The sequence below is a fragment of the Halorhabdus sp. CBA1104 genome (assembly GCF_009690625.1).
In the GTDB taxonomy this organism is placed as follows: Archaea; Halobacteriota; Halobacteria; order Halobacteriales; family Haloarculaceae; genus Halorhabdus.
Window position 1 is genome coordinate 1669149 of record NZ_CP033878.1, and the last position, 17625, is coordinate 1686773.

Genomic DNA, 17625 nt, shown 5'->3' on the forward strand with positions numbered 1-17625 from the left:
GACGGCCACTCGCGGAGGAGTGGTCCCGTGATCGGGCGTCACTCGTATCCCTCCAGCCACGCGAGCACGTCGTCGCGAACGCCAGCCACTTCGCCGATGACCGTCACCGCTGGCGGCTCGATCCCGGCGGACTCGCGGGCCTCGACGATCGTCTCCAGGGTCCCGGTCGCGACCTGCTGGTCGGTCCAGCTGGCTCGTTCGACCAGTGCAACGGGTGTCTCCGGGTCCATGCCCGCCTCGATCAACGCGGTCGTGTACTCCTCGAGTCTGGTCACGCCCATCAGGACGACGATTGTCCCGTTCGTGTCGGCCAGACACTCCCAGTCGACCGCCGACTCCGATTTCGAGGGATCCTCGTGGCCAGTGACGATCGTGACACTCGAGGCGAACTCGCGATGCGTGAGTGGAATACCCGCGACTGCAGGCCCGCCAGTCGCCGAGGTGACGCCTGGGACGACCTCGAAGGGGACGTCGTGAGCGGCGAGATACGTCATCTCCTCGCCGCCACGGGCAAAGACCGTCGGATCGCCGCCCTTGAGTCGGACGACCGTCTTCCCGTCCTGGGCGTGTTCGACCAGCCGGCGATTGATCTCTGCCTGGGGCGTCCGGTCACCGTGGGCGCGTTTCCCGACATCGATTCGGGAGTCGGCGGGGACGAGTTCGATGATCTCCTTGCCGGGCAGTCTGTCGTGCATGACGAGATCGGCGTCCTCGAGCAACCGGCGAGCCTTGACCGTCAATAGTTCCGGATCACCGGGGCCACTCCCGACAAGATAGACCGTTCCGGTTGTCGCCGCGCTCATGTCTGTTCCTGTGTCGCCTCCCGTGCGCGATCGATCAACTCCTCGGCACCGCGATCGGCCAGATCCAACGCCATCTCGCGGGCTGCCTCGGCGTGTCGTCTAGCGGGCAGTTCTCGGCGATCGCTCACTTCCTCGGTGCCGTCCCCGGAGAGCACGCGGACGGTCGTCGAGACGACTCGGCCCTGCAAGACCGCATAGACGCCGATCGGCGCGACACAGCCCCCGCCAAGCGTTTCCAGAATCGTCCGCTCGACGGTTACCTCGACGCGTGAAGGAGGGTGGTCGATCGAGCTACGGACCTCTTCGGTGACGTCTTCGTCGGTTGCAACGACAGCGAGAGCCCCCTGACCTGGCGCCGGCACGAACTCACGGGGGGCAATCGCTGGAACTGGAGGTGGTGGGTCAACCCGAGGCGATCGAGCCCCGCCTCCGCGAGGACGATCGCGTCGTAGGTCGTCTCGATGTCGCGTTCGAGTGCCTGGCGCTCTATTTCGGCGAGGCCGTTGAACCACGCCTCGGCAGAACTATCGTCTGGGTCGTCGCTTCCATCGTCGTCGGTTGTCGCGTCGCCGTCCGCTGACTCAGCCGTCTCTTCTTCGGCGGCCAGTCGATCGGCGTGTTCGGCCTGCAGCGACGGGGCTAGGAGCTTCTCGACGCGCGTGTCGACGTTCCCTCGGAGTGGTTGGACGTCGAGGTCGGGACGAGTCGCAAGCAACTGGGCTTTGCGGCGCAAGCTCGACGTACCGACAGTCGCGCCGGAGTCGAGGTCTTCGAGGGCTGTTCCGTCGGGACTCACCAGAACGTCGTTGGCAGGTGCGCGCTCGGGGACCGCCGCGACGACGAGATCGGAGCGGTCCTCGGTCGGGACATCCTTCAGGGAGTGGACGGCGAGATCGGCCTCGCCATCGAGCACCCGCTCGTCGAGGCTGTGGACGAACGCGCCCGTCTTCCCCAACCGATGGATGAGTTCGTCGCGAATGCGGTCGCCGGCCGTCTCGACTTCCAGCAGTTCGACATCTTGTCGACGACTGGCCAGGGCCTCACGGACCGAACTCGCCTGGCGAGTCGCCAGATCCGACCCACGTGTCGCCACCTGGAGTGTCGTAGAACGATCGCTCATTATCGAGACCATCTTCGGCCAAGCGGGATAACCCCACCGCTCGACTGTCGCCGAAACGGGACAGTGCGGCCCGTCGAAACCGTAGAGTGATACTCCGCAGGCGGATCAATACGGTTCGTCTTTTAGGCCGAGACCGTACGCGATCGCGTTCGTCGAGAGATGCAAAAGCGGAGTCAGCAAGACGACAACCAGGAGAACGCCGGGCGTGAAGGTGTCGGCGAACCAGGTAGGAACGAAGAGGGCAGCGAGCGCCAGCGCGCCGACGACGAAATCAAGTTGGTCGAGACCAGGCACTGGCGCGCCGCGTTCCCGGTCGAGACGGCGCTTGATGAACGACGCCGCGATATCACCCACCATCGCTCCGAACGCGAGTGCGAGTGCAGCGAAGAGCGGAAATCCCGGCACGTCGACACCGATCACAGCGGCGACTGTCGGTCCGATTCGGTCGAGGATGAGCGCCAAGCCGACACCCGCGGCGGTCCCCGCCGCCGTCCCACGCCAGGTTTTGCCGTCGCCGAGGGCGCGCGCCCCACCAAGGGTCCGGCCGCCGTCGATCGGCCGGCCGCCACCCGCAAGCACCGCGGCATTGTTCGGGACGTACGCCGGCAACATCGCCCAGACAGCGACAACGACGACCGACAGCCATGACATACTGTCCCGAGATACGAACGCCGGCCCTTAAGTGCTGATCGTTCGGTAGCGAGGGTGTCTCCGAATGGATTAAGGCTCACGACACCGCCGGGAATTGCATGGGCAGTCAGAATTGGGCCGGTCTGGACACGCTCAGCGAGAGACTGTCGGGTTTGCGAGTCGTCCTCGCGGGGGCAGCAGTCGTCGCCGTCGCTGCCTGGCTCCCCTGGGCACGCATCGAGTCGATCGGGACGGTGACCGGCATCGACGGCGACGGCTTTTTGACACTCATGCTTTCGACTGCTATCGCCGGCCTGCTGGGAACCCGCGAGTGGGGCCGCATCGAACAGGCTGCAGTCGCCGTGATCGGCCTGCTCGTGCTCGCGCTCGTCTGGAAGTTCGTGACGGATCCGGCAACACCCATCCTGGCGAGTGGCGACCCCAACGCAGCCGGGAAGTCACTGTCACCGGTCTACGGGCTCTATCTCACCGTATTCGGTGGTATCACGATCGTCGGAGGCAGTCTCTGGGCGGCAGTGGGAGACGGCTGACAGTCGACCGCCCCCGCAGCTATAAGGACCGGTGGGCGGAAGTGGGGCTGATGGCAGGCCAGCAACCACAACGATCGAGACAGTCACAGACAGGCCGATTCAGCCGGAGTGAACAGATCGCGCTCGGCAGCGTGGCAGCCGTAACGATCGGGGCGTTTCTTCCCTGGATCACGGCGTCGGCATTCGGCACGAGCGTCTCGGTCAACGGCATCGACGGCGACGGCGTATTCACCTTGGGCATGGCGATTGTCGCTGCCGTCCTCGTCGTTGCCCGAAACTGGGACCGGATCAATACGTTCGCTATCGGCGGGTTAGGCGTATTGATCACCGCATTCAGTATCCTCTATATTGTCGACCCCGCGTTCGGTATCGAAGAGAGTGGTGCGATGGCCGAAGCCGCAAAGGAGATGCTGAATCCGGGGATCGGCCTGTACGTGACGCTGCTTGGCGGGGTCGGTCTGATCGCCGCCAGCGTGCTCGATCGCCTGCGAGGGAGCGACTCGGCCCCTGAACAGCAGTCCCAGCAGCCACCCCAGCTTTGAACTGTTCCAGCCCGTAGGTGCGGACATGAGCGTTTCGGGGCTGTGTACGGTCTGTGAAAGCGAGAGCGCCGAATACACTTGCGGTCGCTGTGGGTCACTCGTCTGTGAGGTCCACTACGATCCGACGGTCGGTTTCTGCGTCGAGTGTGCCGGAGAGATCGGTAACAGTCGACCTGGCGACACCGACCAGCCTGACGATGGTGACACCTACCGGTTCTGATCGCCTGCGTCGAAGAGCCCGACAGCCAGCCATCCCAGAACGGAAGCGACGCCGTTGAAGACGTGCAGGGCGACCAGCAAGACGACCGCGCCGACGACCGACGCCACCAGTGCCTCGGGTGCAGTGTCGATGAGAACCATGTCGAACCCACCAGTGCTGAGAGAGTTCTCGACTTCCATCGGTCCAAGGGTGATCATCGAGCCGTCGCCGCCCAGGAACTGATAGCGGACACCCGGAATCCAGAAGACCAGCGGCGCGACCAGCAGCGCGAGGGGGATGATCAGCCCGGTCGTGAGCGCGATAAACAGGATGACGCCGACGACGAATTGCGCCAGAAAGTACGCGACCAGACCGTAGTTCCGCGGAGTTGCCACGATCGTTTTGGCGTACTCAGTCACCGACAACGCACTCGGGTCGGTCGGCGTCCAGTCGACATCGACCCCGAGGAGGCCGTCCGCGATACGCGCTTCGATTACGCCCGCGTAATCGGCGGCGACGAGGACGCCGATCAAGATCGGCACGCCAACGAGCAACGGGAGCAAGACAATACCCAGGACGATGCCGGTGAAAAAGAGCGTGAAGTAGGCGATCCCCAGCGGAAACCGCAAGAAAAGATACGCGAGATTACGGTACGTTTGTTCGGCCGCGACGATGCTGACGATCCGGCCGAGCAATGAGGGACTTTGACTGGCTGTCATCGAGTGAATCACCGATCGCCAGGTATACCAAAAGGAGTGCCGGGTTGTTCGCCGCTCAAGTCTGCGTAACGTTTTTAGGCATCGCGGTGGCGGTTCAGCCGGCGCTTGAGTCGCTTTGCAGCCTCCCCCGCGGCCCGATAGTACGCGTCGGGATCCGGCTTGCCCGGTCCACCGGCCTCCTCGCCCGCAAAGATGATCCCGCGTGATGAGTTCACGAGCCCGACACGTGTGTCGGTCCCACTCTCGGCGAGCCCGTATTCGACGGCCGCTTCAGCGTCGCCACCCTGGGCGCCGACGCCGGGCACGAGGAATGGGAGGTCAGGCACCTGTTCGCGAAGCGTTTCGAGCTCTTCCGGCGCGGTCGCACCGACGACGAGGCCGACGTTACCGTTCCGATTCCACAGGTCTGCCAACGCGGCCACGCGCTCATAAAGCGTGTCGCCGCCGTCGAGTTCCAGGTCCTGTAGGTCCGCCCCACCCTGATTCGAGGTCCGACAGAGGACGAACACGCCTGCCTCCTGGCGGGAGAGAAACGGCTCCAGAGAGTCCCGGCCGAGATAGGGGTTGACGGTGATTGCATCGGCATCGAGACCCCCACTGTCGAGGGCGCTCGCGTACTTGCGTGCCGTATTCCCGATGTCGGCCCGCTTTGCGTCTAAGAGGACGGGTACATCCTTGCCGTGGGCGTAGGCGATGGTCTCTTCGAGGGCGCGCCAGCCGTCACGGTCCTCGTAGAAGGCGGCGTTGGGCTTGTAGGCCGCGGCGTGTTCGTGGGTCGCGTCGATGATCCGGCGGTTGAACGCCCAACGGGGAAGGTCGCGATCGGCGAGATGGGCGGGCAGGCGGTCTGGATCGGGATCGAGACCAACCGAAAGAACGCTGTCGACCGCATCGATCCGGGCGGCCAGTCGCTCGAAGAAGTCCATGCGGGGGCAACCGGCCGGGGCGACTCAAGTATTTCCATCGCCCACGCGAGCGGATCGAACGGGAAGACTCAATTACTCACGTCAGGTTAGGCCTATCTGATGACACTCGCGGCGGTGGTGTTCGACTTAGACGAGACGCTCGCCGTGACGACCCGCGACCGCCAACGATTGCTCGCGGACACGGCGACTGCGGCCGGGTTAGAACCGATCGAGTACGGCACGTACGAACGCGCCCACCGGGAATCCGTGACGGGCGACACTCGCGCGCGGATCTTCGAAACGCTCATCGACGACGAATCGATCGACCCCCACGCCGTCGCCGAGACCTACCGGGGCGTGGTCAACGAGCACTTAGAACCGATCGAGGGGGCCGAAGCGTTGCTCACCCAACTCACCACGGGAGCCGGCTACCGCGTCGGCGTCCTGACTGACGGTCCCGAGCGCGCCCAGTGCTCGAAAATCGAGAAACTAGGATGGGGAGACCTCCTTGACGCGACCGTCGTCACCGGACGTATGGAGACGCGCAAGCCCGATCCGGTCGCCTTCGAAGCGGTGCTTGGGGCCCTGTCTGTCGACGCCGACCAAGCAGTCTACGTCGGCGACAAGCCGGAAGCTGACGTCGAAGGAGCACTCGACGCCGGCATGCGGGCGATCCAGGTCCTCTATCAGGGCGGCCCGGACCCCCATCCGCGCGCCGACGCTCACATCGAACGGGAGAATCTCGGCACGGAATTGCCGGCGGTCGTCGAATCACTGTAACGAACGGACGGCAGTACTCACGGCAAGCGATCGACGACCGCGACGAGCAGATCGACGGCAGCCTTCGTTTCCGCGGCCGAGTCGACGACGACCACGACTGGGCCTTCCGTCTCCTCGACTTCGAGACTGGTATGTTCGGCAGCCGATCGAACGGCTGTTGTGCCTTCGGGAAATCGTATCTCGACGCCCGTTTCGCGGGGAACTATCTCGGCCAGTGGGCTCTCATCGCAGACGATCGTCGTATCGTCCCCTGTCGCCTCGATCGAGAAGCGTTCGAGGCCGGCCGTCTCGCGGCCGTCGATCTCCGCACGGAGGACCTCAGCAATGCGGTCGCCGTCGGGAAGCCGATCCCGAACCATCTCAGCGCCCCTCGATCGCTTGGTTTGGGGCCTCACTGACGTCGATACCCTGGCGGCGAGCGTAGAGGACAGCCGCGGCTTCCAGCGTGATCGCGAGGTCTGACTGGAGGCCGTTGATGGCCGCGACGGCTTCCTGTTTGTCGATGCCTTCGGCGAGGAGTGCATCGAGAACGCGTTCGAACGTCGAACGCTCCCGGAGGATGGACTCGTCGGGGACGAAATCAGGTGGGACCGTCACCGAAGCGTGATCGAAGGTGAGTTCGAGGGTCTGTTCTTCGACCGTGAGCAGCCCTTCGCTGGCGGCGACATCGATGAGTCGCTTTGCCTGCTCGGGCGACACCCAGTCCCGGTCTAAAGAGAGGTCGACGACGAAATCGCTGCGGGGAAGACGATTCGTCCCGGCCTGGACGAACGGGGCAGCGACGGCTGTTCGGAGGCTCATTACGCCGAGGTGGGCCGCTCGCGCTTCTAAACTTGACGATCGCGGCCCAGATTCGAGGGGTTGAAGTACGCCCTCGCACTTGCTTTCGGTATGAAATTCCAGGGACGCTCGACGCGCAAGCGCACCGGTGGTCGACGCCGACACGCCCGAAACAAACGCAAACACGAACTCGGTGACGAGCCGACCGAGACGGAAGTCGGCGAGCAGAAACTCAAGTTCGTCGACGCGCGTGGTGGCACCGAGAAAGTCCGGACCATCGCGACGGACGTCGCCAGCGTGGCGACCGACGACGGGACCATCAGCGCCGAGATCGAGAACGTCGTCGAGAACCCCGCCAACCCCAACTACGTCCGGCGGAACATCATCACGAAAGGCGCAGTCATCGAGACCAGCGAGGGCGAGGCCCGCGTAACCTCCCGACCCGGCCAGGACGGCCAGGTCAACGCCGAACTGCTCGAATAACTGCGACTCGTTTTGTCGAGGCAGACTGTCTCAAGCAGTGTGCGATTTCGAGGGACAAGACGACGGTTCGACAGTAATGGCGATACTTACCCGAGGAAAGTGTTGAGAGCGTCGCCGACCCGTTCGGGTGCCGCCTCGATCCCCATGTGTCCGACGTCGTCGAACGGGATAACGCAGACATCCGAGAGTCGGTCCGAAAGCGCTCCGACGGCGTCCCGAAGGTGGTCCGGCCCGCGTTTACCCGTCAAGAGTAGTGTTGGGGCATCGACGACGGGCAGTTCCGAGATCCGGTAGTTCTCGACGGCGCGAGTCTCTCGAACGACGGTCTCGACGCGATCGAGCGGTGCCTCATCTGGCCACCACGGAAGGGCAGTCACGTCAGGCACCCCGCCGGCTTCTTCGACAAACAACCGGAGTGACTCGCGGCGTTCGCCCGCATCGAGGCGGTCCTGCATGCGGTTGGCAAGGTCGTTATCCCGATGCTCGCCGACCAGCACGGCCGGTTCATAGAGGACGAGACGCTCGATGGAGAGGTCCGGCGCGGCCGCCAGCGCGACGAGCCCCCCGAAAGAATGGCCAAATACGGAGGGAGTCCCGTCGACTGCGGCAACGAGAGCGCGCAGATCCTCGATCTCGCGGTCGAGACTGTAGTGGGATCCGTCCTCGCTGTCACCGCGCCCACGGCGATCTGGGACGATGAGCGTCTGTTCGTCGGCCAGATGGGGAATCAACGGCCGGAAACTGTGGCGGTCGGCGCTGGAACCGTGCAGGAGGATAAGCGGCGCTCCCTCACCGCGTCGTTCGTAGGCGATACGTGTACCGTCTGCGGACGTCACCGTTTGCATGGATCGATCGCTCGGGGACGGGCGAGACTAAGACTAACTCTCAGTCATGCGGCCATTCAAGTGGGAACAAGAATCCGAGCCGTAGATCACGCATCCGGGCCATCGAAGTACGTCTCGATCAGTGCGAGTTGGCCTCGTCGGAGTCGCTCGGAGAGCGAGGACGCGCTGATATCGAGACCGGCTGCGATGTCGGCCAGCGATGCGTCCCTGGGCACGGCGAAGTAGCCCTGTTCCGCGGCCGCGAGAAGTGCCTCGCGCTGGGGCTCGGTCAGCCCGTCAGCTTCTGCATGTGGACGTGAGACCGGCTTGATCCGACGGAGGCGGAAGCTACCGTGGCGCTCCCAAAACGACTGAAACTCCGCGAGAGTCGCCCGATCTGCGAAGCAGCCGGACTGGATCCAGCCGGTCTGTGTCACCCGGATCTCATCGACGAGGGAGTCAGTATCGGCCAGGGCTTTCAGCCCACCCACGTCGAAGTCCTCGGGAAAGTGATCACTCATACTCAGGGCTGGCAACACCTTGTACTGCGGTGGCGCATCGGACTCGTCGAGACGTGTGTATCCGGCCACGAACATCGCCTCGTCGAAGGCTTTCTCAACAGCCGGAGCCGGCCCCTCTTGGACAGTAACGATGAACGGTGTGTATTCGTCCTGGCTGGGAACCAAGCGGACCAGGAGAGTCGCGTCCGGGACCGAGGCCACCATGGAGACGAACGGCAGGTGCTCGCAGGTAATCTCGTAGGTGGCACGCAGGGCCATGGACATGTCAGGGCCGGGACGTCCAAATGGCTGTTGAAACACACCGATAGCTGTCGAAAAACCAGCGGTGTCCGCTTGCTACGACGGCCGCGGTGCGGCCTTTTGCAGTGCGCTCTCGGCGATGTTGCTCCCGTAGTCGGCCGTCCGGGACAACGAGTCGACGATGAGCCCGAGGCGATGGGCACGCTGTGGGTCGTCGAACTCGCGGATGAGATTGTCCACGTCACGGGCCTCTCGATCGACCTCTGGGATCCGGCTCCGGGCTTCGTTCGCGAGTTCGACCGCCTCGTCGGAGTCATCGGCCAGCAGCGCGTCCATCGCGGTCTCGGGGACGGAAACGGCGATTTCACGGAGTTCGTCGAGCGCTTGTGCCTCCTCTGATGGAACGTCGCCGATCTCGCTGGCGATCCCGGCAATCTTGTCGGCGTGGTCGGCGATCCGTTCGAGTTGCCTGGCAGCAGACTGATAGTCGAAAACCGTCTCCCGCGGGAACCCAATCTCGGTGGCGGTGGTCGGATCACGTAGCACCGTCCGAAACACCCGCGAGACCATGTACCACAAGCGGTCGACGTCGTCGTCGCGCTCCCTGACGTCCTGGGCGAGATCGGCGTCGTTCTCGACGAGGGCCATCACAGCGTCCTCGGTCATCGTCAGCGAGACCAACCGCATCCGCGTAATCGCGTTGTGGACCGACAACTCCGACGAATCGAGCAAGTCCTGCAAGACGACCCGCTCGCCGGTCTCCTCGATGACTTCCAGCCCGACCAGGCCCTGGGTCGCGTCCCGGACGATCCGGCGCTGGGCGGCAGTGATCCGCGCCGCTTCCAGTTCGATGATGTCGAACCCACTGACGTACATCGTCATGACCGCCCGTGTCAGTTCGGTCTCGGCCGTCAGCCCGCTCACGTCGAGGACCCCTCGGGTTCGCTCTTCCTCGTCCCTCGGCGAGAGCAACAGGAAATCCTCCTCAGAGTGGAATTCGACGATGCTGCCCGCACTGACCTCGTTCTCTGTCGCCCATCCTTTGGGAAGCGAGACGGTATACGTCGAGCCGCCCGTCACCTGGACCTTGCGGGTCTCCATATCACGACGTAAGCCGAAGGAGGAATATAAATCATTTCATACCTATATATTTTCTCCTATAAATAGATATATACTGCTATATGCTGGTATGAAGCCACGAGCACTACAGGAAAGTCCTCCAGCGAGAGTCCGCTTATCCCCCACAAAACACCGTATAACGGCGATTCATGGGTAGAGAGATCTGTAGCAGGCGACCTCAGCCAACGGAGTACCCACGAGAGTGACACGCCTATCGGATCGTCGCCGCGTGGCCGAAGATCGGTCGAGGACGTCCAACGATCGGCGATCCGAATAAATATATAGGTCTATATAGAGATAAGAGAAATAATAGTAGGGTATTTACTCTAATGAGGACGGTATTGGAGGTAATGACACGGGATCCAGGTCGAGACGTGTCGCGGCGACAGTTTCTGATCGGAGCCGGAACCGCGAGTGTGAGTTCACTGGCGCTGGCTGGCTGTACCGAACAAAGCGGAACGACGACCACGGGCGGGAGCTCGCTGTCGGGCGAGTTCAAGATGACCGGTTCGAGTACGGTGTATCCCCTGGCCGTCGAGGTCATCAACCAGTTCGAAGCAGAGAATCCGGACGTGACCATCCCCATCAACCGGACCGGGAGCGGTGGTGGGTTCAGTAACCACTTCTGTCTCGGAAACTCGGTCATCAACAACGCATCCCGACCGATTACCGACAGCGAACAGGATCAGTGCTCTCAGAATGACGTCACGCCTCACGAAATCAAGGTAGCGAGCGACGCCGTGACGGTCATCGTCAACAACGACAACGACTGGGTCGAGTGCATGACGGTCGAGCAGCTCGCCGAGATCTGGCGGGAAGACGGTGCCCAGACCTGGAGCGACGTCGATTCCTCCTGGCCCGACGAGCCGATCAACCGCTTTGGCGCGGCCAGGACCTCCGGCACGTTCGATTACTTCAAGGAGACGATCGTCGGCGAGGAGACAAACCACACCTCGGACTACTCTGCGACCGAGCGGGACAACGAAATCCTCGCCGGCGTCCAGCGCGACAAGTACGCTATCGGGTACTTCGGATTCGCCTACTATGCCGACAACCAAGACACAGTGAACGCCGTCTCGATCGACAACGGCGATGGGTGCGTCGAGCCGTCCTTAGAGAACGCCCGGACCGGCGAGTACCAGCCACTGTCGCGACCCCTGTTCACCTACGTCGCCGAGAGTGCCCTCGAACGGGACGAGGTCGCGGAGTTCTGCCGGTTCTTCGCCGAGGAGAGTACGAACCAAGAACTGGTCGCGGATACGGTCGGGTACGTCCCGAATACCGAAGAAGAGAAGGAACGGGAACTCGAGGAACTCGACTCAGCGATCGAGTCGGCCCAGTAAGATCGTTCCGAGTCGCTTTTCACCCACAGATGAGAACGCACGGACCATAGATGAGTGCTGAAAGGGAATCCCCGGATCTGACCGGCGGTCACGGAACACGGACAACCCGTGAATCCATTTATCACGCGCTTTTTTTCGCCTCGGCCGTGATATCAATCCTGACGACGGTCGGGATCATCCTCGTATTGACCATCGACGCGGCCGGCTTTTTCGGCCAGTACTCTACCGTCGAATTCCTGTCGGGGACGACCTTCAACGTCCAACGCGAAGTGTTCGGCGTCCTCCCGCTGGTGGTCGGCACGCTCCTGATCACGATCGGAGCGGCAGTCATTGCGATTCCACTGGGCGTGTTGACGGCAATCTACCTTAGCGAGTACGCCAGTCCACGCGTCCGAGCGATCCTCAAGCCGCTGCTCGAAGTGTTGGCCGGAGTCCCCACGGTCGTCTACGGGTACTTCGCTTTGGTGTATATCACGCCAGCACTCAACGTCGTTATCGGCTGGCTTAGCGGGATACTTGGTGTCGAGATTCCCACGCTGGGACTGTTCAACGGACTCTCAGCGTCGATCGTCGTGGGAATCCTCATCATTCCGATGGTCTCGTCGATCAGCGAGGACGCGATGTCATCCGTGCCGGACTCGCTCCGGCAGGCAGGCTACGGGCTCGGGGCCACGAAATTCAGTGTTTCGACGACGATCGTCGTTCCGGCGGCGATCTCGGGCATCGCGTCGGCGTTCATCCTGGCGATCTCCCGGGCTGTCGGTGAGACGATGGCCGTCACCCTGGCAGCGGGGACGAGTCCGCTGAAACTGCCTGCGACGGAATCGCTGTTCGGCATCCCGTACGTCGCTCCGACAGACATCATCGGTCTATATGCCGACAGCATGGCAACGATGACCTCGAAGATGATCGACATCGCCGGTGGGGACCTCGCAGGCGGGTCGATCAGTTACGACGCGATGTACGCGATCGGGCTGACGCTGTTCGTTATCACTTTGGCCATGAACGTGTTGAGTGATCGCATCGCGGCGCGGTACAGGGAGGAATACGAGTGATGGCGGCCGAATCGAACGCGTCCGGCGGGTCGGCGTTTGGCGAGGTAAACCGCCTGAGAGGGATCGCGTTCCAGTATCTCTCAGCCGGGGCATCAGTACTGGGGCTGATCGCACTCGCGTCGCTCCTGACGTTCGTGTTCTGGGACGCCTTCGGCCTCTGGAGTGCCGGCACAGGCTGGTACCTCACCTTCGGGGCGACGGTGCTCGTCCCGACGGCTGCCTTTGGCTGGTACGCGCGGACACGTCCGGCCGTCGCCGAGGCAGCGCTCGAACTCGTTAGCGGGACGGTCGGCGGTCTGCTCGGGGCTATCGGAACGGTACTCGTCCTCCTCGTCATCGCAGGGCCAAACGTCTGGTTCGCGTACTTCCTGACGGTTTTTGCGCCCGCCGGGGCGCTGTACGCCTACGGGCGATACGATACTGAAGCGAACTGGACCGGGCTCGGTATTCTTCTCGTCTTGCTGGGCGGCCCAGTGGTCGGGACGCTCGCCCTCTCCGTGTTGACGAACATCGCCGGCCTGCTCGGTGGGCCCGGGATCATGTTCGTCTCGGTCGTGCTCCCTGGGGCAGCGATCCTCGCGTTCGTCCTCCGGTCGCTGTTCGAGTACGGCAAGCGGATGACACTCGGGGCCGCTGTGGCGCTGCCGGCCGTCGCGATCGCCGGCATCCCGGTGATCGATCGAGTGGCCATCATCTCCCGGACCGTCTGGCTGACACTACTGGTCGTCTTCGCCGTCCCAGTCGCCGTCGCGGTCACCAACACGATCCGGGATCAGGCCCGCCGGCCTGCCTTTGCCCTTCCGGCGATCCTGTTTGGCGGGTTCGTACTCGGACGGACGATCGTCGGCGCGTTTGGCTTCCGCCGACCGGAACCGTGGCTGGACTGGCAGTTTCTCACCAGTGACCCAGTGACGGGCACAGCCGCCAACGCAGGGCTCTATCCAGCGATCGTCGGCTCAGTGTTCATGATCGTCTTAGTCGCCATCCTCACCTTCGTGCTGGGGGTCGGCGCGGCCATCTACTTAGAGGAGTACGCCCCTTCCAGCGGACCGCTGGCCGGAATCACGCGAATCATCCAGATCAACATCTCCAACCTCGCGGGCGTTCCCTCCGTCGTCTACGGGTTGCTGGGACTGGGGATCTTCGTCAACATGCGCCTGGAGTCGCTGACGATCCCCTTTGTGGGAGTCGAAGTCCCGCTTCCGTTCATCTACACCGGGATCGGCGTCGGGACAGTCCTCACAGCCACGTTCACCCTCTCGTTGCTCATCCTCCCCATCGTCATCATCTCCGCGCAGGAAGCCGTTCGGGCAGTCCCGGGATCGCTTCGACAGGCGTCCTACGGGATGGGGGCCACGAAATGGCAGACGGTCCGAAACGTGGTGATTCCGGAGGCGTTGCCCGGCATGTTGACGGGGACGATCCTCGCACTGGGGCGTGCGATCGGGGAGACTGCGCCACTGATCATGGTCGGCGTCGCGACGAGTACGTCGAGTCCACCCAGCGGCTTCTTCTCGAGCGTGAGTGCGATGCCGATGCAGATCTACACCTGGTCGTCGCTTCCCGGCGATGCGTTCCAACATGGCGTGACCGCGGCGGGCGTCGTCACGTTGTTGATCGTGCTGCTGACGATGAACTCGGTGGCGATTCTGCTACGAAACAAATACGAAACGGAGGCCTGAGGATGTCACAGGAGAACACTTCACCCGACCCAGCATCGAACGACGAGCAACTCATCTCGACAGCACCCGGCCGTGGCGGCCTCGGTGAAGGGGACGACCCCACGACAGAAGAGAGTCATACCGTCATCGAGACCCGCAACCTGGACGTCCACTACGGGGAAACACAGGCGATCCAGGAGGTTTCGATGGAGATTCCGTCGAACCGAGTGACCGCGATGATCGGTCCCTCGGGCTGTGGGAAGTCGACGTTCCTGCGCTGTATCAATCGGATGAACGACCTCATCGACGCCGCCCGGATCGACGGCGAGTTGCGCTTTGAGGGCAAGAACGTCTACGACGACGACGTCGATCCCGTCGCCCTGCGCCGGAAGATCGGAATGGTCTTCCAGCATCCAAATCCCTTCCCCAAATCGATTTACGATAACGTCGCCTACGGGCTTCGGATTCAAGACGACACTGAGAATCTCGATGAACGGGTCGAGACGGCGCTGAAACGCGCCGCACTCTGGGACGAAGTAAAGGATCAACTTGACGAGTCGGCACTTGACCTCTCGGGCGGCCAACAGCAGCGCCTCTGCATCGCCCGGGCGATCGCCGTCGACCCCGAGGTCATCCTGATGGACGAACCTGCCTCGGCGCTTGACCCGATCGCGACCTCGAAGATCGAGGACCTCATCGAGGAACTCGCCGAATCCTACACCGTCGTCATCGTCACCCACAACATGCAACAGGCCGCCCGGATATCCGATCAGACGGCCGTGTTCCTCACCGGTGGAGAACTCGTCGAGTACGACGACACCGACAAAATCTTCGAGAACCCCGAAAACCAGCGCGTCGAGGACTACATCACCGGCAAGTTCGGGTAACGTTCGCCGACATTGGCCAAAGGACAACACACTTACCGGACACCCACCCACCACCAACCATGCCACGCGAAGAATACCAAGAGCAACTCGAGGATTTGCGCGAGGACGTCCTCTACATGAGCGAGGTCGTCCACGATCGGCTCACACTCGGGTTGGATGCACTCGAAACGAAAGACGAAGAGCTCGCTCGAGAAGTCATCGACGGCGACGAGGAGATCAACCAGCTCTATCTCGATCTCGAACGGGAGTGTGTCAACCTGATCGCGCTCCAGCAACCCGTCGCCGGCGATCTGCGCTTTATCGCTGCCTCCTTCAAGATCATCACCGATCTCGAGCGCGTCGCCGATCTCGCGGTCAACCTCGGCGAGTACGCCCTCGAAGCCGAACAAGACATGTACCCCGACGTCGACGTCCAGGCGATCGGCGAGGAAGTCGTTACGATGAACGAGCAGGCGATGGACGCCTACGCGGAGGAGGACACGGATCTCTGTTATGCGATCGGCGACCGCGACGACGACGTCGACATGCTGTGTCAAGACGCCTCCGATACCGTCATGCGAAATCTCATCGAGCGGGAGATCGACGCCGAAACCGCAGAACAGGAAGTCGAATCCCTCATGCGTGACGTCTCTCGCCTTCTGTTGACGATCCGTGACCTCGAACGCGTCGGCGACCACGCGGTCAACATCGCCGCCCGGACGCTGTACATGGTCGACAACGACGACGCGCTGATCTACTGAGACCACCTTTTTACTTCGACGGGTTCGCAAGCGAACGCGCTCTGCTCACGGACGCGGAGCGTCCGTTCGCATGGTCAGCGGGACCTCCGGTCCCGCTCGACTCGCAAAAAGCTGGACCAAAAACATCCGAGCGCCTGTGGCGCTCGGCGAAACGTGGCGCAAGCGCCGCGTATGCTCACCTATTACTCATCCTTCTCCAGCATCGCGGTGTACAGCCCGTCGTCGCCCTCCCACGTCTCCGTTCGTGTCCAGCCGGTCGCTTCGAGAACGTGGTCCATCTCCGTCGGCGAGACGAGCAGATAGTCGAACCACGGCGTCGCATAGGTCTTGTAGCGCGTTCGCATCCGAAGCGCTCCGGGTAGGCGGCCCCGCTCCCGGTTGAAGGCATGATACTCGCGATGGTGTGGCTCGTCAGTGTCGTGTGGATCACGACTCTGGGCCAAAATGCGGCCACGGTCGGTCGTGACCGTCGCCAGGGCCCCAAGCACGTCCGGCGCGGTCTCGGCAGTGCCGACCAGTCCGAAATTGGTCCCGAGCATGAGCACAGTCTCGAACGTGTCGGCGGCGAACGCATCCTCAACCTCAGCGACGTCACACTGCTCGACACATTCGAGGCCACGGGCACGACTCACTTCGACTGCGCCCGGCGAGACGTCGATCCCCGTCACGTCGTGGCCCTGGCGCTGTGCGTACAGGGCGTGTCGCCCGGCCCCACAGCCAACGTCGAGAACCGACCCCTGGAGATGACCGAGTGCAGTCTGTTCGTCTGCTCCCCACTCGTCGTATTCCGAGAAGTAGGTGGCCGGGCCGGACGACGGCGCGACGAATCCATCGTCGCGTTCGATGATCTCGAAACCCTCCTCGCCCCCTCGTCGTAGTCACGAATCGCCTGTCCGTAGGCGTCTTCCGCAGCGTCCATTGTACCGGCCACAACGGGCCTGGACAAAAATCCGCCGGGTCCGGGCGACGCTACGCGTCCTCGATACCGGAAAGGCCCGCGTCCGTAATCTGAAAGCGTGCGGTGTCACCCGTCGCTTTGGCGTGGTGTTTCTCCAGGGTTGCCCGGCGCTTGCCGCCCCGAAACCGATCGAGTCGGAGGACCACCGACGACCAGTGGTTGAGTGTGTGGCCACCGAGGGCACGAATTTGATCGCTCTCGGGGTCGGAAAACACTTGATTGGTAAACGCGACCGCGAGATCGTGTTTGCGGGCCAGGCTGAGCAAGTGCGTGATCTGGCGGGCAACCGCCCGCAACGCTTCGCCGTCTTCCTGTTCGGTCCGTTCCAGGCGATAAAAGCCCGTCGCGCTATCGAGGACGATCAGGTCGACTTGCTCGCCGAACTCCTCGGCGTCACGGACGGCCTCCTGCTGTTCCTCGAAGGTGTGGGCGTCGGTGAGGATGATCCGGGAGGCAAGCTCCTCGACGTCGCCGCGGGCGTCGGCCAGTTGCTGCATGCGATCGATCGAGACACCCTCCGTGTCGAGATAGAGTGCTGACTCTCCGGCTACGGCCGTCTCGACGGCCGCCCCGAGTGCGAGGTTCGTCTTCCCCGCCGCAGGCGGGCCGTAGATCTGGGTGACGGCACCGCGTTCGAGGCCGCCGCCAAGCAGGTCGTCGACGGCCCTACAGCCAGTTGAGATCGGGTCGCTCACTGCCCGGACGTACTGGCGGCCCGTGCAAAAACCCCGCGGATCGCCCCCTGTCCGGTCGAGTGTCCCTGAA

Annotated in this window: 21 protein-coding genes and 1 pseudogene; 10 read left to right on the forward strand and 12 right to left on the reverse strand. The window is 63.0% G+C overall.

The window, feature by feature from the left end:
• Positions 1–38: 38 nt before the first annotated feature.
• The 3 genes and pseudogenes from cobA to Hrd1104_RS08450 all read right to left on the reverse strand — a co-directional run bounded on the left by cobA (position 39) and on the right by Hrd1104_RS08450 (position 2574).
• Entirely contained in the window at positions 39–803 is a 765-nt protein-coding gene (cobA, locus tag Hrd1104_RS08440) for a uroporphyrinogen-III C-methyltransferase (protein ID WP_154552344.1), read from the reverse strand.
• A pseudogene (gene hemC / locus Hrd1104_RS08445) lies at positions 800–1923 on the reverse strand (hydroxymethylbilane synthase). Before hemC ends, cobA begins: the two are co-directional and overlap by 4 nt.
• A 105-nt stretch (positions 1924–2028) precedes the next feature.
• Positions 2029–2574, reverse strand: a complete 546-nt coding sequence (locus Hrd1104_RS08450; RefSeq protein ID WP_154552345.1) for a CDP-2,3-bis-(O-geranylgeranyl)-sn-glycerol synthase — start codon at positions 2572–2574, stop codon at positions 2029–2031.
• A gap of 98 nt (positions 2575–2672) precedes the next feature.
• On the opposite strand from Hrd1104_RS08450, the gene Hrd1104_RS08455 reads away from it, so the two are divergent.
• Genes Hrd1104_RS08455 through Hrd1104_RS08465 form a run of 3 tightly spaced genes read left to right on the forward strand, consistent with a single transcriptional unit; the run spans position 2673 to position 3866 of the window.
• A complete protein-coding gene (locus Hrd1104_RS08455) occupies positions 2673–3104 on the forward strand; it encodes a hypothetical protein (protein WP_154552346.1) in 432 nt (143 codons plus the stop codon).
• A 50-nt stretch (positions 3105–3154) separates the two neighbouring features.
• On the forward strand, positions 3155–3646 hold the full coding sequence (locus Hrd1104_RS08460; RefSeq protein WP_154552347.1) for a hypothetical protein: 492 nt from the start codon (positions 3155–3157) through the stop codon (positions 3644–3646).
• A gap of 25 nt (positions 3647–3671) precedes the next feature.
• The gene (locus tag Hrd1104_RS08465; RefSeq protein WP_154552348.1) at positions 3672–3866 is read left to right on the forward strand and encodes a hypothetical protein; all 195 of its coding nucleotides are present in this window, start codon (positions 3672–3674) and stop codon (positions 3864–3866) included.
• Here the strand turns inward: Hrd1104_RS08465 and Hrd1104_RS08470 are convergent.
• Both Hrd1104_RS08470 and pyrF read right to left on the reverse strand, forming a co-directional pair.
• Complete coding sequence (locus Hrd1104_RS08470; protein ID WP_154552349.1) at positions 3854–4564, reverse strand: sensor domain-containing protein; 711 nt, start codon at positions 4562–4564, stop codon at positions 3854–3856. The genes Hrd1104_RS08465 and Hrd1104_RS08470 overlap by 13 nt on opposite strands.
• A 74-nt stretch (positions 4565–4638) precedes the next feature.
• Positions 4639–5490, reverse strand: a complete 852-nt coding sequence (pyrF, locus tag Hrd1104_RS08475) for an orotidine-5'-phosphate decarboxylase (protein WP_154552350.1) — start codon at positions 5488–5490, stop codon at positions 4639–4641.
• A gap of 99 nt (positions 5491–5589) precedes the next feature.
• On the opposite strand from pyrF, the gene Hrd1104_RS08480 reads away from it, so the two are divergent.
• Positions 5590–6249, forward strand: a complete 660-nt coding sequence (locus tag Hrd1104_RS08480) for an HAD family hydrolase (RefSeq protein WP_154552351.1) — start codon at positions 5590–5592, stop codon at positions 6247–6249.
• 17 nt (positions 6250–6266) lie between these two features.
• On the opposite strand, the gene Hrd1104_RS08485 is transcribed toward Hrd1104_RS08480, so the two are convergent.
• Positions 6267–6608, reverse strand: coding sequence for a hypothetical protein (locus Hrd1104_RS08485; protein ID WP_154552352.1), 342 nt, complete (start codon positions 6606–6608; stop codon positions 6267–6269).
• Position 6609: 1 nt separating this feature from the next.
• Positions 6610–7050: a DUF2240 family protein gene (locus Hrd1104_RS08490; protein ID WP_154552353.1), complete on the reverse strand. Its 441-nt coding sequence runs from the start codon at positions 7048–7050 to the stop codon at positions 6610–6612.
• Positions 7051–7140: 90 nt separating this feature from the next.
• Here Hrd1104_RS08490 and Hrd1104_RS08495 point away from each other — a divergent pair, with 90 nt between their 5' ends.
• A complete protein-coding gene (locus Hrd1104_RS08495) occupies positions 7141–7512 on the forward strand; it encodes a 30S ribosomal protein S8e (protein WP_154552354.1) in 372 nt (123 codons plus the stop codon).
• A gap of 86 nt (positions 7513–7598) precedes the next feature.
• Here the strand turns inward: Hrd1104_RS08495 and Hrd1104_RS08500 are convergent, their stop codons facing one another.
• The 3 genes from Hrd1104_RS08500 to Hrd1104_RS08510 all read right to left on the reverse strand — a co-directional run bounded on the left by Hrd1104_RS08500 (position 7599) and on the right by Hrd1104_RS08510 (position 10198).
• Positions 7599–8357 carry an alpha/beta fold hydrolase gene (locus tag Hrd1104_RS08500; RefSeq protein ID WP_154552355.1) on the reverse strand — a complete coding sequence of 253 codons (759 nt, stop codon included), beginning with the start codon at positions 8355–8357 and terminating at the stop codon, positions 7599–7601.
• Positions 8358–8443: 86 nt separating this feature from the next.
• Entirely contained in the window at positions 8444–9115 is a 672-nt protein-coding gene (locus Hrd1104_RS08505; RefSeq protein ID WP_154552356.1) for a helix-turn-helix domain-containing protein, read from the reverse strand.
• Positions 9116–9193: 78 nt separating this feature from the next.
• Complete coding sequence (locus tag Hrd1104_RS08510; RefSeq protein ID WP_154552357.1) at positions 9194–10198, reverse strand: phosphate uptake regulator PhoU; 1005 nt, start codon at positions 10196–10198, stop codon at positions 9194–9196.
• Between the two features lie 368 nt (positions 10199–10566).
• Between Hrd1104_RS08510 and Hrd1104_RS08515 the strand changes: the two genes are divergently transcribed.
• From Hrd1104_RS08515 to phoU, 5 genes are read left to right on the forward strand one after another with little or no spacing between them, the layout of a single operon-like run.
• Positions 10567–11559 (forward strand): PstS family phosphate ABC transporter substrate-binding protein, encoded by a 993-nt coding sequence (locus tag Hrd1104_RS08515; protein WP_154552358.1) that lies wholly within the window; start codon positions 10567–10569, stop codon positions 11557–11559.
• A gap of 50 nt (positions 11560–11609) precedes the next feature.
• The gene (pstC, locus tag Hrd1104_RS08520; protein WP_154552359.1) at positions 11610–12614 is read left to right on the forward strand and encodes a phosphate ABC transporter permease subunit PstC; all 1005 of its coding nucleotides are present in this window, start codon (positions 11610–11612) and stop codon (positions 12612–12614) included.
• Positions 12614–14296, forward strand: a complete 1683-nt coding sequence (gene pstA, locus Hrd1104_RS08525) for a phosphate ABC transporter permease PstA (protein WP_154552360.1) — start codon at positions 12614–12616, stop codon at positions 14294–14296. The genes pstC and pstA overlap by 1 nt, the downstream gene beginning before the upstream one ends.
• Positions 14297–14298: 2 nt before the next feature.
• Positions 14299–15162, forward strand: coding sequence for a phosphate ABC transporter ATP-binding protein PstB (pstB, locus tag Hrd1104_RS08530; protein ID WP_154552361.1), 864 nt, complete (start codon positions 14299–14301; stop codon positions 15160–15162).
• Positions 15163–15221: 59 nt separating this feature from the next.
• Positions 15222–15902: a phosphate signaling complex protein PhoU gene (phoU, locus tag Hrd1104_RS08535; RefSeq protein ID WP_154552362.1), complete on the forward strand. Its 681-nt coding sequence runs from the start codon at positions 15222–15224 to the stop codon at positions 15900–15902.
• A gap of 182 nt (positions 15903–16084) precedes the next feature.
• Here phoU and Hrd1104_RS08540 read toward each other — a convergent pair whose 3' ends face one another.
• A complete protein-coding gene (locus Hrd1104_RS08540) occupies positions 16085–16750 on the reverse strand; it encodes a methyltransferase domain-containing protein (RefSeq protein ID WP_154552363.1) in 666 nt (221 codons plus the stop codon).
• Between the two features lie 121 nt (positions 16751–16871).
• Positions 16872–17555 carry a DNA repair and recombination protein RadB gene (gene radB, locus Hrd1104_RS08545; protein WP_154552364.1) on the reverse strand — a complete coding sequence of 228 codons (684 nt, stop codon included), beginning with the start codon at positions 17553–17555 and terminating at the stop codon, positions 16872–16874.
• Positions 17556–17625 lie beyond the last annotated feature (70 nt).

Bases quoted from the DNA above. Each gene is read 5' to 3' on its own strand.
- Hrd1104_RS08490 (WP_154552353.1), bottom strand. From the start codon at position 7,050: ATGAGCCTCCGAACAGCCGTCGCTGCCCCGTTCGTCCAGGCCGGGACG.
- Hrd1104_RS08470 (WP_154552349.1), bottom strand. From the start codon at position 4,564: ATGACAGCCAGTCAAAGTCCCTCATTGCTCGGCCGGATCGTCAGCATC.
- Hrd1104_RS08510 (WP_154552357.1), bottom strand. From the start codon at position 10,198: ATGGAGACCCGCAAGGTCCAGGTGACGGGCGGCTCGACGTATACCGTC.
- Hrd1104_RS08505 (WP_154552356.1), bottom strand. From the start codon at position 9,115: ATGGCCCTGCGTGCCACCTACGAGATTACCTGCGAGCACCTGCCGTTC.
- pyrF (WP_154552350.1), bottom strand. From the start codon at position 5,490: ATGGACTTCTTCGAGCGACTGGCCGCCCGGATCGATGCGGTCGACAGC.
- Hrd1104_RS08500 (WP_154552355.1), bottom strand. From the start codon at position 8,357: ATGCAAACGGTGACGTCCGCAGACGGTACACGTATCGCCTACGAACGA.
- Hrd1104_RS08485 (WP_154552352.1), bottom strand. From the start codon at position 6,608: ATGGTTCGGGATCGGCTTCCCGACGGCGACCGCATTGCTGAGGTCCTC.
- Hrd1104_RS08495 (WP_154552354.1), top strand. From the start codon at position 7,141: ATGAAATTCCAGGGACGCTCGACGCGCAAGCGCACCGGTGGTCGACGC.
- pstA (WP_154552360.1), top strand. From the start codon at position 12,614: ATGGCGGCCGAATCGAACGCGTCCGGCGGGTCGGCGTTTGGCGAGGTA.
- Hrd1104_RS08465 (WP_154552348.1), top strand. From the start codon at position 3,672: ATGAGCGTTTCGGGGCTGTGTACGGTCTGTGAAAGCGAGAGCGCCGAA.
- Hrd1104_RS08515 (WP_154552358.1), top strand. From the start codon at position 10,567: ATGACACGGGATCCAGGTCGAGACGTGTCGCGGCGACAGTTTCTGATC.
- cobA (WP_154552344.1), bottom strand. From the start codon at position 803: ATGAGCGCGGCGACAACCGGAACGGTCTATCTTGTCGGGAGTGGCCCC.
- pstC (WP_154552359.1), top strand. From the start codon at position 11,610: ATGAGTGCTGAAAGGGAATCCCCGGATCTGACCGGCGGTCACGGAACA.
- Hrd1104_RS08455 (WP_154552346.1), top strand. From the start codon at position 2,673: ATGGGCAGTCAGAATTGGGCCGGTCTGGACACGCTCAGCGAGAGACTG.
- phoU (WP_154552362.1), top strand. From the start codon at position 15,222: ATGCCACGCGAAGAATACCAAGAGCAACTCGAGGATTTGCGCGAGGAC.
- Hrd1104_RS08480 (WP_154552351.1), top strand. From the start codon at position 5,590: ATGACACTCGCGGCGGTGGTGTTCGACTTAGACGAGACGCTCGCCGTG.
- Hrd1104_RS08450 (WP_154552345.1), bottom strand. From the start codon at position 2,574: ATGTCATGGCTGTCGGTCGTCGTTGTCGCTGTCTGGGCGATGTTGCCG.
- Hrd1104_RS08460 (WP_154552347.1), top strand. From the start codon at position 3,155: ATGGCAGGCCAGCAACCACAACGATCGAGACAGTCACAGACAGGCCGA.
- pstB (WP_154552361.1), top strand. From the start codon at position 14,299: ATGTCACAGGAGAACACTTCACCCGACCCAGCATCGAACGACGAGCAA.